Source organism: Paraburkholderia phytofirmans (assembly GCF_046028095.1).
Classification (GTDB): domain Bacteria; phylum Pseudomonadota; class Gammaproteobacteria; order Burkholderiales; family Burkholderiaceae; genus Paraburkholderia; species Paraburkholderia phytofirmans_A.
Window position 1 is genome coordinate 707,044 of the sequence record NZ_JAQQDJ010000003.1, and the last position, 14,319, is coordinate 721,362.

At 63.2% G+C, this 14,319-nt stretch carries 8 protein-coding genes; all 8 read left to right on the top strand.

Annotated elements, in window-relative coordinates; all coding sequences use genetic code 11:
* Positions 1–11 precede the first annotated feature (11 nt).
* Positions 12–4,199, top strand: a complete 4,188-nt coding sequence (locus PQR54_RS12090; RefSeq protein WP_408245806.1) for a type VI secretion protein IcmF/TssM N-terminal domain-containing protein — start codon at positions 12–14, stop codon at positions 4,197–4,199.
* Complete coding sequence (gene tssA / locus PQR54_RS12095; RefSeq protein ID WP_408245808.1) at positions 4,196–5,365, top strand: type VI secretion system protein TssA; 1,170 nt, start codon at positions 4,196–4,198, stop codon at positions 5,363–5,365. Before PQR54_RS12090 ends, tssA begins: the two co-directional genes overlap by 4 nt.
* A gap of 400 nt (positions 5,366–5,765) precedes the next feature.
* Entirely contained in the window at positions 5,766–8,012 is a 2,247-nt protein-coding gene (locus tag PQR54_RS12100) for a polysaccharide biosynthesis tyrosine autokinase (protein ID WP_408245811.1), read from the top strand.
* 92 nt (positions 8,013–8,104) lie between these two features.
* Complete coding sequence (gene tviB, locus PQR54_RS12105; protein WP_408245813.1) at positions 8,105–9,382, top strand: Vi polysaccharide biosynthesis UDP-N-acetylglucosamine C-6 dehydrogenase TviB; 1,278 nt, start codon at positions 8,105–8,107, stop codon at positions 9,380–9,382.
* Between the two features lie 77 nt (positions 9,383–9,459).
* A complete protein-coding gene (locus PQR54_RS12110; RefSeq protein ID WP_408245815.1) occupies positions 9,460–10,491 on the top strand; it encodes an SDR family oxidoreductase in 1,032 nt (343 codons plus the stop codon).
* Positions 10,492–10,579: 88 nt separating this feature from the next.
* Positions 10,580–11,947, top strand: coding sequence for a murein biosynthesis integral membrane protein MurJ (gene murJ, locus PQR54_RS12115; protein WP_408245817.1), 1,368 nt, complete (start codon positions 10,580–10,582; stop codon positions 11,945–11,947).
* Positions 11,944–13,104 (top strand): glycosyltransferase family 4 protein, encoded by a 1,161-nt coding sequence (locus PQR54_RS12120; protein WP_408245819.1) that lies wholly within the window; start codon positions 11,944–11,946, stop codon positions 13,102–13,104. Before murJ ends, PQR54_RS12120 begins: the two co-directional genes overlap by 4 nt.
* Before the next feature lie 52 nt (positions 13,105–13,156).
* Positions 13,157–14,281, top strand: coding sequence for a glycosyltransferase family 4 protein (locus tag PQR54_RS12125; RefSeq protein WP_408245821.1), 1,125 nt, complete (start codon positions 13,157–13,159; stop codon positions 14,279–14,281).
* Positions 14,282–14,319: the final 38 nt, after the last annotated feature.

Sequence of the window (14,319 nt, forward strand, 5' to 3'; positions counted from 1 at the left end):
GGAGCGCGAGCATGCTGACCAGCAATCTGTTTCTGTTGTCCATCGCGGTGCTGACGCTGGTCGTGTGCGTCGTGCTCGGCGCCGTGCTGTACTTCGCGTTGCATGGCGCGAACAGCAAGCCGGCGCCGGATCGCAAGATCGTGCGCCTGCGCTCGGATTCGCTGCGCAGCGCGTTTCGCCAGGCGGTCGAACTGATCGAAGGGAATATCGCATCGCGCGCCGAGCGCTACAACATTCCGTGGATCATGATCCTCAATGAGGGCGACGATCCGCGCCCGCTGCCGATCGCGCAATCCGGCGTGGCGAGTGTGTTGAGCGCTGAGTCGGCGAGTCCGGCCGCCACTCAGGGCATCTCGTGGCACTTCTTCGATCGCGGCATCGTGGTCGATATCAAGGCGGCTTATCTGGGTTCGCCCGACGACGACGGCGACGAGAAGCCGTGGGACGAGTTTCTCGGCCTGTGCCGCAATTACCGGCAGCAGCGGCCGTTCGACTCGGTCGTGATCACCGTGCCGGCCGCGACGCTGCTCGCCGACGACACCGATGCGCAACTCGAACTGGTGCGTCATGCGAAGCTCGCGCATCGGCGCCTGTGGCTCGCGCAGAATCGTTTCGCGATGCGTTTCGCGGTATACGTCGTAGTCACGGGCTGCGAGTCGCTGACCGGCTTCGCGCCGTTCGCCCGCGCGCTGCCGGAGCCGTTGCGCGCGAGCATGCTCGGCTGGTCGTCGCCTTATGATCTGTCCACCACGTATTCATCGGATTGGGTCGACACGGCGATGCACAGCATCATGCGCTCGGTCTCGGACGCGAGCGCCGAACTGTTCGCGCTCGACGCCGGACAGATGGACGCGCGCGAGTTCCTGCTGCTGCCGTCACGCATCGAGGCGATGAGCGCGCAATTACAGCGCTACGTTGACGAGTTGCTGCGCGCGAGCGCGTACCACGAGCCGTTTTTCTTCCGCGGCATCTACCTGACCGGCGACAGCAGCGAGTTCGCGCAATGGAGCATGGCGCAAGGCGACGAAGCGGCGCCGAGGCGCGATGCGCTCCCATCGCCCGCATTCGATGAAGCGGCGGCGGGCGGCGTGATGGCCTACGAAGCGGGCGGCGCATTGCAACCCGTCCGCGACGATTCGCCTGCGGGCCGCCGTGAACCAGGTGGTCCGATCAGCGAGTTGATGCTGCAGCCCGCGTTTCTTCGTGACCTGTTCGAGAAGAAGATCTTCCTCGAATACGGCCTGACGCGTCCCTCGCGCTCGCAATATCTGGCGCGTCCGGTGCTGAACCGCGCGTTGCGTTGGGGTGGCATTGCGCTGCTGGGAACCTGGGGCGTCGGCCTCGCCGTCGCGACGTTTCAACTGAGCCATCGCAACGGCGAACTGGTCGCCGCGCTGGGTTCGCTCCAGCGCGACGCGCACGAGCGCGCCGCGGCCGCACAGCAGGCTCAGGATCTGCCGGCGGACTGGTATCGCCGCAAGGCGCTCGCGTTGATCGCACTGAACCAGAATCTGAAAACCGACAGCACGTGGACGGTTTTCATGCCGGGTTCGTGGGGTCCGGTCGACGATCTGAACGCACGCGTGAAGGAGCGCTTCGAACGCGAATTCGGCGAAATCGCGGTGACGGCGCTGGAGCGCGAGATGTACTCGCGCGTGAGCCAGCTGACCGGCGAGAGCCGCGACCCCAGCACCGGCCAGTTGATCATCGGCGACGACTGCGCGGCGCCGGCAGCCGCGCGTAGCGACATGCACGGCGCGCCGAGCCTCGCTGTCGACGACCTGCCGCAAATGCGCGCGCTCCAGCAGTACGTCGGCTCGGCCGATCAACTCGACGCCGCCTTGCAGGCGTTGCAGCGTCTGCAGACGCCGTCCGCGGACAATGCCGAAGCGTTGCGGCTGGTGGTGCGTTACGCACTCGGCGCCGAATTGCAGGGCAGCGTGGCCGGTACCTTGCCTTACTTCTATCGCGATCCGGCCCGGCGCGTCGCCGATCCGACCAACGCCGCGGGCGGCATCAATCTGCCGGTCATCCAGCAGGCGCTGCGCTGCTCCTTCGACAAGGGCGCGCAACAGGTGGATAGCGGTCTCTTCACCGACAACGCGTTGCTGGCTGCCGAGCGTTCGATCACCGAGCATCTGAATAGCTTGTCGGTCGGGACCACGGGCGCGGCGGATTTTACGCAACTGACCAGCAACTATCGCGCGGTGGTCGCCGGTATCGACACGCAGCGCGATCTGCTCGCGTCGGGCAAGGGGAACTGGTTGCGCCAGCCGCAGTTCACGCCGGGTCCGGTCTATGAACGCACGTTGGCGCATGCCGCGCAGAATCGCCTGATCGGACAGGAGCTCGCGGCGCGTGTGCGTGAGCGCGACGACACGGCGTTCCGCGCGTTCCGCAGTGAATTCGCGGTGCGTTTCGACGGCTCCGACGGTGGCCTCGTCTGGCTCGACAAGGACGCGCGCTATGCGGTCTCTGCGACGCGTCTCGCGCTGCGCGACGGCCTGTCGAATCTGCTCGCCCAGCCGTTCATGACGGCGCCGCGCGATCGTGCGTTCCCTGAGCTCACCGATGGCTCGACGATCGCCTGGGACCGCGCGCAGCTCGACCAGGCATTGACGCTCGGCGACGTGCGCAAGCGCTTCCTGACCGATGGTCTCGCTTCGATGCCGCCGGCGATCTTGCCCTCGGTCGAACAGGCGCTCGACGTGCAGTTCGCGCAGCTGATACTCGATCAGACCGCGGCCGCCGCGACCACCAAACCGGCTCAAGGCGACATGGACAGCGCGGCGTTCGAAGCGTCGCGCGCGCGCCTCGTCAAGATCGAAGCGCTGTTGACGGAGATGAACGCTACGGCGCAGGTCGAGGATCTGGGCAACCTCATGTCGCGCGATGCGATGGCGCACCTGAAAGTCGTCGACGATGCGCTGACGCAGTCCGAGCTGTATGCGACCCGCCAAACCGTCGCCTACGACGGCCCGCGCAGTGGCCGCTCGCCGGTGCTGACCGCGTTCGGCGTCGCCGATGCCGGCGCGCTCGCGGTGTATCTCGATCAGCAATCGAGCCGTGCGCTGACGCTCGGCAAGCAGGCGTCCGTTTATCTGGCGGCGCTCGACACGACCGATGCCGCGTCGCCGCTCGCGCAGCGCTGGCAGTCTATCGTGCGCGATCTCGAGCGCTATCGGTTGAAGAACCCGAACAGCAGCTTGCTGCGGCTGGAGCAGTTCGTCGCGACCGCCGCAGGCGATTCCGGCGCGGGCAGTTGCATGTCGAAGTTTGCGGGCCGTCCGGCCGCGAACGGCGCCGACGACTACTTCGCGGCGCTGCACGAGCGTCTTTACGACCGCCTGCTGTCGCGCTGCAGCCAGAGCTTCGTGTACGAATTGCGCGAGCAGTGGGACGGCTTCGCGACGGTCTTCAACCAGAGCGTGGCGGGGCGGCCGCCCTTCAACGGGGCGAACCTGATGCGCGTGGCCAGCCGGGCCGACGCCAGTTCGGCGGACTTCGGCGAAGTCGGTCAGATGCTGCGGCGTTACGCGGGCGTGTCGGATACGTTCCGCGCCGCGCGCTCGGGCGGCGGCGTGCAGACCTCGTTGACGAACGCCTCGGTGCGCCAGTTCATCGACAATTTCGATCAGGTCAGAACGCTGCTCGCGCCGCTCTATCCGGCCGACGACGGTGCGCCGACCGGCTACGACGTCAACGTGGAATTCCGCGCCAATCGCGGCGCTGAAGTGGCGGCGAACCAGGTGATCGACTGGACCTTGTCGATCGGCTCGCAAAGCGTGTCCTTGCACGATGCGCCGCATGCGCTTCATTGGGATTACGGCACGCCGGTGTCGCTGGTGCTGCGCTTCGCCAAAGACTCGCCGCTCACGGCCGTCAGCGATCCGCAGCAGCGCGCGCTCTCCACCGACGGACGCACGCTCACCTGGCAATTCGCAGACCCCTGGGCGTTGCTGTCGTTCATCGCGCGGCAGCGCGTGCCGGACGCGAGCCTGCGAGGCGACAGCGCCGCGCAATTGCTCGGCTTCGATTTTCCGCTGGGCACCGCAAGTCCGGCCGATCTCGTCCTGTTGCCGAAGCAGGCCCGCGGCAGCGTGTTCCTGCGCCTCACGCTGACGCCCGCCGGCAAGAAAACTCCCTTGCCGTGGCCCGCCAATTTCCCGGCGCGCGCGCCGGACTGGACCGCGTTATGAAACTGGTTGAAGCAACAGATTTCGCCCCGGCGTTCGACGTCGATTTCGAAGCGCTGCTCGCGCCGGTGACAGGCGGCGACGATGATGGCGGCGGCGTTTCGCTGCGTTACGACGCGCTCTATCAGCAGATTCGCGACGCCCGCCATCATGACGACGCGACACTGCCAATGGGCGAATGGGAGCGCCCGCTGATCAAGGCCGACTGGAAAGCGGTCGCGGCAATGTGCAGCGGTGCGCTCGGCAGCTGCAGCAAGGATTTTCAGCTTGCCGCATGGCTTTGCGAAGCGTGGACGCATCTGCACCGGATCGAAGGATTCGTTGCCGGGACGCATCTGCTTGCCGCGCTGGCCGAACGCTACTGGGATCAGGCGTGGCCGCGCATCGAAGACGGCGACGCGGACGCGCGCATCGCATCGTTCGTCTGGATGAACGACGCGTTTTCCTTGCTGTTGTCGCTGCACGTGCCGTTGATGGCGATCGAGGGGCGCGAACCGTCCACGGTCAATCTCGACGACTGGCAGCGCGTCGTGCAGCTTGCCGAAGAGGAAGCGGGCCCCGGCGCTTTGACGCGCGAACTGCTCGCGCAGCATCTGGCCAAAGGGAGCAACCTTGCGAACCTCATGTCGCTGCATCGGCAGATTGGCGGTGCGCTCGACGCGTGGCGCTCGCTCTCAGCGTTGATAGACGAACGCTTGCACGACGACGGCCCGAATCTGTCGCGTGTCAGCGACGTGCTGGCGCGTCTCGCTCGCGCGACAACCAACCTGCTAGGCGACCACGCGTTGCCGCCCACGCAGGCTGGCAACGGGCAGGACGCGTTCGGCTATCCGCAGGCAGGAGCGCAGACGAACTCAGACGGGTTCGCCTCGGCGGCGCAATATCAGGAGGGTGCAATGGAACTCGAGGCGCTCGCCGCCGACTCGCAGCATACGACGGCAATGGGACTCGCGGCATTGCCGGGGCATATCGAGAGCCGCGCGCATGCGTACCGGCTGATCGAAATCGTCGCGCGCTACCTCGAAGAAAACGAGCCGCACAGTCCCACGCCGTATCTGCTCAAGCGAGCCGTGGCGTGGGGGCAAATGCCACTGGCCGATCTGATGCGCGAAATCGTCCGCACTGAAGGCGACATGACGCGCTATCTCGCGCTACTCGGACTCGATTAAAGCCACCCCGATGCCGGTGGGTCGGCGCAAGGCCGACGCGCCGGTTTGAATCCGCGCTCACATCGCATCTAATGGAGCGTGCTGGCAATCGCCCAGCATGCCTCTACGCCACCGTCGTGGCGATCCCCCTCTGCCTTACGTGAAAACACGAATCTGTCTGGTCGGACATTTTGTGGTTTTCCCTTATTCAAAGAATCCGTTTCCCGCTTGCCGAGGCGCTTTGCAAGCCGTTTATAGCGAATAAAGTGCGGGATTTTTTGTGTGCACTACCGCGCATACTTGGTGCAGCGTTATGCGTACTGTTGCGTCAGGGAAAGGACCAATACCGTTAATCGCACATTTCCCTCGTTCGAATCCGCTTGCCTGAGCGGTCAAATAAAACCAGTGACGAGACGTGCCCATGAAACTCAAATATCAAGCGTCAGAGGGATTATCCGAACGTAACGACGAATTCGATCCTGGATCGATCATCGATACGTTGATTAATCACCGCAAAATGATCGCCGTTATAACAATGGCATTCATTCTGGTGGGCGCGCTGTACGCGTTTTGTGCGACGCCCATCTATCGAGCCAGTATTTCGATCAGGGTCGAGGACAGTTCGCCGACCGCGCTGCCGGATTCGAAAGATCTGGTGCGCAATGCGTCGTCGTTGTTCCAGGAGAAGTCTTCGGCCGAAAGCGAAATGCAGATCCTGAGGTCGAAAGCCATCGCCATGCAGACGGTGGATTACCTCAAGCTCTACATCGAAGCCGAGCCGAAGCGCCTGCCGGTGCTCGGCGGCCTGATCGCGCGTCACGTCGACACACGCATGACGCCGGGAATCTTCGGCTGGGGCGGCTTCGTCTGGGGTGACGAATCGATCAGCGTGCCGACCTTCGAAGTGCCGAGGAAGCAGGAAGGCAACGCGTACACCGTCACCGCATTGACCGGCGGCCAGTACCAGTTGCGCGGGCCGGGACTGGAACAGCCGGTCACCGGACGCGTCGGCGTCGACGAGCAATTCGAAACCAGCCACGGGCCGGTCAATCTGCTCGTGAGCAAGATCGACGGCGAGAGCGGGGCGGAGTTCAAGCTCACGCGTCACTCGCGTCAGCAGGCCCTCGAACAGCTGCAAAAGGGCCTTCAGATCGACGAGCAAGGCAATAAGTCGAACGTGCTGGGCGTCATGCTGGAGGGCCGCGATCCGGTTCTCGTGACTAACATCCTCAACGATATCGGCGCGGTGTATGTGCGCCAGAACGTGAACCAGAAGGGTGCCAACGCCGAGAAGTCGCTCAACTACCTCGAGCAGCAGCTGCCGCAAGCGAAGCGCCAGATGGAGCAGGCGGAAGAAGCCTACAACACCTACCGCAACAGCCACGGCCTGCTGGATGCGGATGAGGAAAGCCGGCTCATCCTGCGCCAGGCTACTGAAGCGGATTCGCGCCTCTATGACCTGAAGCGTCAGCGCCAGGACCTCACGGCTCACCTGACCGCCGAGCACCCGAGCGTGGTGGCGATCGATCAGCAGATCGCCAGCACCAACAAGTACGTCGACAGTCTCGCAGCACGCGTCAAGTCCATGCCGACGGCGGAGCAAGGTGCGATACGTCTGATGCGGGACATGCGCATGAGCTCCGACATGTACGCGGCGCTGCGCAGCAATATCGACACGCTGCGCCTGGTCAAGGCCGGGCAGTCCGCTTCGGTGCAGTTGCTGGATACCGCGGACGTTCCCGAGCGCCCGGTCAAGCCGGCAAAAACGCTCGTGCTGCTGATTTCGGCGGTGCTGGGGCTGTTCGTCGCTATCGGACTGGCTTTCCTGCGTGACTATCTGTTCAAGGGCGAGGCCGATCCGGAAGAGCTGGAATCGCGCACCGGCCTGACCGTGTACGCGACGATTCCGGTCAGCGACCAGCAGGAGCAGCTGACGCAGAAAATGGCGATCCGCGGCCCCGAGAAACTGGCTCTGGCTTTCCGCTACCCGATGGATCCGGCTGTCGAAGCACTGCGCACGATGCGGGCAGCCCTGCAATTCGCGCTGAACGGCGAACGCAACAACGTGGTGATGCTCGCGGGGCCGCTGCCGGGTATCGGCAAGTCGTTCCTGTCGGCCAATCTCGGCACCTTGCTCGCCTCGGGCGGCAAGCGTGTGTTGCTGGTGGACGGCGACCTGCGCCGCGGCCATCTGAACCAGTACTTCGGCTTGCAACGCGGCGCGGGGCTGGCCGATCTGATCACGGGTGAACGTTCGCTCGAAGATACCGTGCACAAGGAAGTTCTGCCGAACCTCGACGTCCTGCAGTGCGGCGAGTATCCGCACGACCCGGCCGAACTGCTGTTGAGCGCCAATTTCAGGGCGACCATTCGCGCCGCTTCAGAGCAGTACGACATTGTGCTGCTCGACGCGCCCGCCATTCTTGCCGTGTCGGACACGGTGACCATGGCGCCCGTCGCCGACTCGATCTTCATGGTCGCGCGGTTCGCCGATACGCGTGCCGGAGAAATCTCCGAATCGGTCAAGCGTCTGGCGCAAACGGGTTCGAAAGTCGAAGGCATTCTGCTGAACGGATTCAAGGTGAGCCGCGGCAATTACTCTCAGTCGCGCCGGTACGGCGGCTACGCATACGACGCTTACTACTCCGATTCGGCCGCGACGAAATAACGCGCGTGGCTCCGGGCAAAGATTCAGTGCTGCTGAATCGCGCCCGGGGTTCGGACAAAGACGCGAATCCATAATAAAGGGGAGCAACAATCATGCATTCGTTAAACGAGCTGAAACTGGCCGTGATCGGTCTCGGCTATGTCGGATTGCCGCTTGCGGTGGAGTTCAGCAAGCATCGTCCGGTAGTGGGTTTCGACATCAACGGTAGCCGCATCTCGGCGTTGCGTGAAGGACGGGACGTCACGCTCGAAGTCTGCAATGAGGAACTGGTCGCCGCTACGGGCATGACGTACACGTCGGACGCTCAGGAGCTGAGCGCCTGCAACGTGTACATCGCAACCGTTCCCACGCCGATCGACGACTACAAGCGGCCCGATCTGCGGCCCTTGATCGGCGCCAGCGAGACCATCGGCAGCGTGCTGAAAAAGAACGACGTGGTCATTTACGAATCGACCGTCTATCCGGGGGCGACGGAAGAGGAGTGCGTGCCGGTGCTTGAGCGCGTTTCCGGGTTGAAATTCAACGTGGATTTCTTTGTCGGCTACAGTCCGGAGCGGATCAATCCCGGCGACAAGGCGCACCGCGTGACGGATATCAAAAAGGTCACGTCGGGATCGACGCCGGAAACCGCCGAACTCGTCGATCAGCTGTATCGCGAGATTATCGTCGCGGGCACGCACAAGGCGAGCAGCATTCGCGTGGCGGAGGCGGCCAAGGTCATCGAGAACACGCAGCGCGACGTCAACATCGCGCTGATCAACGAACTGTCGATCATCTTCAACAAGATGGGAATCGACACGGAGTCGGTCTTGCAGGCAGCCGGAACCAAATGGAACTTCCTGCCGTTCAGACCGGGCCTGGTGGGCGGGCATTGCATCGGCGTCGATCCGTATTATCTGACGCACAAGGCGCAGGCGATCGGCTATCACCCGGAGATCATTCTCGCCGGCCGGCGTTTGAACGACAGCATGGGCGGGTATGTCGCCTCGCAACTCGTGAAGGCGTTGACCAAGCGGCAGATCGGCGTTTCCGGTGCGCGCGTGCTGATCATGGGGCTGACCTTCAAGGAAAATTGTCCCGACTTGCGCAACACCAAGGTTGTCGACATCGTTGCCGAGTTGCGGGAGTACGGCGTCGAAGTCGATGTCTACGATCCGTGGGTTTCGAAAGAGGACGCCCGGCGCGAACACAACCTGGACCCGATCGAGCATCCCGCCAAAGGTGTCTATGACGCGACGATCGTGGCCGTCGCGCACCGCCGGTTCCTGGAATTGGGCGCGGAAGCCATTCGCGTCTTCGGCAAGCCCGAGCACGTGCTGTACGACCTGAAATACCTGCTGCCCCGCGAGGCCAGCGATCTGCGTCTCTGATCAATGCCAGATGCCACGCACATCGCACGTAATGCCATCACGACGTGATGGCTTCCTCATCTGATCCGGAGGCAACGATGCCCGATCTTTACGACACAATACGGCAACAACTCGCCGGGCACCCGCAGCAGTGGCTGATTACCGGCGTGGCCGGTTTCATCGGCTCGAATCTGCTGGAGGCGCTGCTCAAGCTCGATCAGAACGTGGTCGGACTCGACAACTTTTCCACCGGATATCAGCGCAACCTCGACGAAGTACGCTCCGTTGTTTCGCCGGAGCAATGGAAGCGCTTCAGGTTCATCGAAGGCGATATCCGCCGTCTGGACGATTGCGTGAGCGCTGTTCAGGGCGTCGATCACGTGCTGCATGAGGCGGCGCTGGGTTCGGTTCCGCGTTCGGTGGCCGATCCGATCGCGACCCACGAGGTGAACATCACCGGCTTCCTGAATATGCTGGTGGCCGCGCGCGACGCGCAAGTGTCGAGCTTCACGTATGCCGCGTCGAGCTCGACGTATGGCGACCATCCTGGCTTGCCGAAAGTCGAAGACCAGATCGGCCAGCCGCTTTCGCCGTACGCCGTCACCAAGTACGCCAATGAACTGTACGCGTCGGTGTTTGCCCGTGCGTACGGCTTCAAGACGATCGGATTGCGCTATTTCAATGCATTCGGAAAGCGCCAGGATCCGGACGGCGCGTATGCCGCGGTCATTCCCAAATGGACGGCGGCGCTGATTGCCGGCGACGACGTCCTGATCAATGGCGACGGCGAAACCAGCCGCGACTTCTGCTTTGTCGACAACGTGGTGCAGGCGAATATCCTCGCGGCGATGTCGGACGAGGCGGCGAGAAACGAGGTGTACAACGTCGCCGTCGGTGATCGCACGACCTTGATCCAGCTCTACGATGGCTTGCGGGCCGTGCTCACCGACAACGGCGTGCGCTGCGACAAGCGCCCGGTATTCGGGCCGTTTCGCGCCGGCGATGTCAGGCATTCACAGGCCAATGTCGACAAGGCGGAGCGGCTGTTGGGCTATGAAAACAGAATCCCCTTTGTCGAAGGCTTGTCCAGAGCGATGCCCTGGTACATCGATTTCGTGTCGAAACGGTAATGTCTTCAGGCGCCCAAAGCTCACCGGCGCATTTCGCGCATGACAGGTTCATGCGCAACGCGTCGATTCTTTTAAGGCGGTAACGTCAATGTCTCAAATCGCAGGTTGGCGAAACCGTCTTGCGCAGATTCATCCTGACCACAGCCGGATCGCACGCAGTGCGGTCTGGGTTTCCATGTTCGCGCTCATCGGCAAGTCGGCGGGCGCGCTCAAGGAAATGTCGATCGCGTATCGCTATGGCATCAGCAATGTCGTCGATGCCTATCAGCTCACGCTCACGCTGATCACCTGGCTGCCGGCCACGTTTGTCGCTGTGCTGAGCGTCGTGCTCGTACCGGCGCTGGTCGAACTGCGCTCGCGGCCCAAACAGGAGCAGGCGAAGTTTCTCGGCGAACTCGACGTGATGGCGATTGTCGTCGGTTTGGCGTTCGCTGTGCTTCTCTATTTCTCCTGGCCGTATGCGCTCGACCTGATGGCGCGCAACCTCTCGGAAGAGACCCGCGTCATGTCGCGCCGGATGATGCTCGGCATGGCGCCGGTCGGCATCGTCATGCTGACGATCTGCGTCTATGCCGCACGTCTCCAGGCACGCGAAAAGCACGTCAACACGCTGCTGGAGTGCGTGCCGGCGCTCGTGTTGCTGGTCTTCGTGCTGGCCTGGCACGACGCTAGCTCGCCGGCGCCGCTGATCTGGGGGAGCACGCTCGGCTTCATCCTCCAGGCGGTGCTGTTGGGCGTGCTCTCCGGGCGTGCCGACCAGATCCGCGCGCGGCTCAGCTTCTCTCTGAGTTCGCCGCAGTGGCCGCACATGTACCGCGCGGTCGGTGTGTTCATGATCGGCCAGCTCGTCATGAGTCTTGCCACGCCGCTGGATCAATATTTCGTGGCCGGTCTCGGTGACGGCAACATCGCGACGCTCGGCTATGCAAGCCGCGTGCTGGCGCTGCTCGTCAGCATGGGCGCAGTGGCGATCAGCAGGGCGACCTTGCCGGTCTTATCGGAGCTCTTAAGTGCAGGAGATAACGTTCGGGCCCGAAGCATCGCGCTAAAGTGGTCGCTATTCATGCTGGCGGTCGGCGGCGTGGTGGTGGTGGTGGCGTGGCTGCTCGCGCCAATAGTCGTCAAGCTGCTGTTTCAGCGCGGTGCCTTTAGCGCTGCCGATACGCTGGCGGTGTCCAGCCTGTTCCGCTGGGGATTGATTCAGATTCCTTTCTATTTCTCGGTACTGGTGCTGGTGCAGCTTTTTGCGAGCCAGGGGCGCTTTAAAGCCATGGCTCTTATCGCGGTCGTGAACTTTGCAGTAAAGGCAGTGGCGAATTTCTTCCTGATTCGTTGGTTCGGCATCACGGGGGTTGTCCTTGCAACCGGTGTCATGGGCGGCAGTTCGTTCGTCTGCTATCTGTCGCTCACGCTGTCGCACCGGTCATTAGATAATAAAAAGGCAGGTCCGCTATGAAGATTCTGCTGTTCATCCATTCACTGCATTACGGCGGCGCGGAACGCGTGGCCATGAACCTGTCGAGCGAATGGGCGGCACAAGGTCAGGAAGTCTGTGTCGTGACGCTGACTTCCACCGCGAGCGACTTTTATTCGCTGCACGACTCGGTCAAGCGCAAGACGCTCGATCTTGCGGGCGCCACTAACGGCCTGGCGGGCGCGGTTTTTGCGAATGCGAGCCGGATGCTGGCATTGCGGCGAGTGCTCAAACAGGAGCGCCCGGACGTGGTGCTCGGTATCGAGACGAGGCCCTCGATTCTGGCGATCCTGGCCGGCTTCGGCCTGCCATGCAAGGTCATTGCGACAGAGCACATTCATCCGCCGATGCTGTTCGAAGGCCGATTCTGGGAATCCCTGCGCCGCTGGACTTACCCGTTTGCGGACAAGGTGGTCGCGTTGACGGAAAAAAGCAAGCTATGGCTGCAGGAACATTGCCATTGCAAAAGCGTCACCGTCATACCGAATTCGATCTCCTTGCCGATTCCTGTGGTGGAGCCGCTCGTAGCGCCGCAGACGGTCGTGGGCGCAGAGCGTCGCGTATTGCTCGCGGCGGGACGGATGGCCGAGCAGAAGGGCTTCGATATCCTGATCGATTCCTTCGGCCGGATCGCGAAGGATTTTCCCGCGTGGGATCTCGTGATTGTCGGCGACGGCGACGACCGGCCCGCACTCACCGCACAAGTAGCGGCGGCGGGATTGGTCGATCGAGTGCTGCTGCCCGGTCAGGTCGGCAATATGCCTGACTGGTACGAGCGCGCCGACCTTTACGTTCTGAGTTCGCGCTTCGAAGGCTTCTCGATGACGATCGTCGAGGCGATGGCGAGCGGCTGCGCGGTGGTGAGCTTCGACTGCGACGCCGGACCTGGCGACATCATCACGCACGGCCATGACGGACTGCTGGTTCGCGAGGTCGGCGACCCGCAGGCACTCGCCGATGCCTTGTCGACCTTGATGAAGGATGACGAGACCCGGGCGCTGATGGCATCGCGAGCGCGTGCTGTCGTCGAGCGGTTCTCGGTGGCGAGAGTGTTCTCACTGTGGCGCGACGTGTTCACGCAAACCGGCGCGCGGCCTTCAGGGCTCGTCGATCGCCGTTCCGTGCGGGTGACGGAATGAGTACCGGGCGCGCTGCATTCCATCAATCCTGTGGACCGAATCCGGACCATTCATGAATATCGTCCTGTTCATTAGCGCGATGCAGGACGGCGGCGCCGAGAGCGTCGCCGCAACGCTCGTCAACGCCTGGGTCGAGCGCGGCGATTCGGTCACGCTCGTCGCCACGTATTCCGGGCGCGGCGCCTGCAATTACCCCGTTTCACCGGCCGTGAAGTTCGTCTACCTGGCCGACCTCGTGACGCGGCGCGGCCGGGGACCGCTCAACTTCATCCAGCGCATGAGGGCGTTGCGCGCCATCATGCGCGATAGCAGGGCGGACGTGATCGTGTCGTTTCTGACGAATGTGAATGTCGCGACGATTCTCGCATCGCGAGGGCTCGGCATTCCCATCATCGTGAGCGAGCACACGAATCCTCTCGCCGATAACCGTTCGTTGCTATGGCGGCTGCTGTGCCGCTTTGTCTATCCGAAGGCCGATCTGCTGACGCTGTTGACCGACGACGTGGTCGCGCCGTTCAGAAAGGTCGTGCCGGGCATGAAGGACATCGCGGTAATGCCCAATCCGTTGCCCGATGGACTGTTCCTCCAGCAACGGCAACCGGCCGCGGCACGCAAGCGCGTCATTTCACTGGGACGGCTCAACAGGACGAAGCAGTTCGATCTGCTGATCCGCGCCTTTGCACTGCTTGCCGACGAGTGGCCTGACTGGGACTTGTGGATCTGGGGCGAAGGACCGGAGCGCGCGGCGCTGGAGGCGCAGATCGCGCAACTGCGCATGGGCGAGCGGATTTTCCTGCCGGGGCGGACGCTGACCCCGTGGAGCGAGCTGGCGAAGGGCCAGGTCTTTGCGATGTCGTCGAGTCACGAAGGCTTGCCCATGGCGCTGATGGAAGGCATGGCGATCGGACTGCCGGTCGTGTCGTTCGACTGCCCGAGCGGTCCGCGGCAATTGACACGCAACGGCGAGGACGGCCTGCTCATTCCGCCGGGCGACGCAAACTCCATGGCCGCCGCGCTGCGCCGGCTGATTTCGGACGACCCGCTGCGCGCCGAACTGGGCAGGAAGGCCGCCATGTCGGTCCGGGAACGCTATTCGTTGGAGGCGGTATTGCAGATCTGGGACCAGTTGTTCGAACGGGTTGGGGCGCGTGCGAAGACTGCAGGGTCAACGCGCTGATTAAACCCAGCGGCGTGGTTGCGATCGTGACCAGCCGT

What these genes read in the sequence shown, in the direction of transcription:
- PQR54_RS12090 (WP_408245806.1), top strand. Translation starts at nt 12, where the DNA reads ATGCTGACCAGCAATCTGTTTCTGTTGTCCATCGCGGTGCTGACGCTG.
- tssA (WP_408245808.1), top strand. Translation starts at nt 4,196, where the DNA reads ATGAAACTGGTTGAAGCAACAGATTTCGCCCCGGCGTTCGACGTCGAT.
- PQR54_RS12100 (WP_408245811.1), top strand. Translation starts at nt 5,766, where the DNA reads ATGAAACTCAAATATCAAGCGTCAGAGGGATTATCCGAACGTAACGAC.
- tviB (WP_408245813.1), top strand. Translation starts at nt 8,105, where the DNA reads ATGCATTCGTTAAACGAGCTGAAACTGGCCGTGATCGGTCTCGGCTAT.
- PQR54_RS12110 (WP_408245815.1), top strand. Translation starts at nt 9,460, where the DNA reads ATGCCCGATCTTTACGACACAATACGGCAACAACTCGCCGGGCACCCG.
- murJ (WP_408245817.1), top strand. Translation starts at nt 10,580, where the DNA reads ATGTCTCAAATCGCAGGTTGGCGAAACCGTCTTGCGCAGATTCATCCT.
- PQR54_RS12120 (WP_408245819.1), top strand. Translation starts at nt 11,944, where the DNA reads ATGAAGATTCTGCTGTTCATCCATTCACTGCATTACGGCGGCGCGGAA.
- PQR54_RS12125 (WP_408245821.1), top strand. Translation starts at nt 13,157, where the DNA reads ATGAATATCGTCCTGTTCATTAGCGCGATGCAGGACGGCGGCGCCGAG.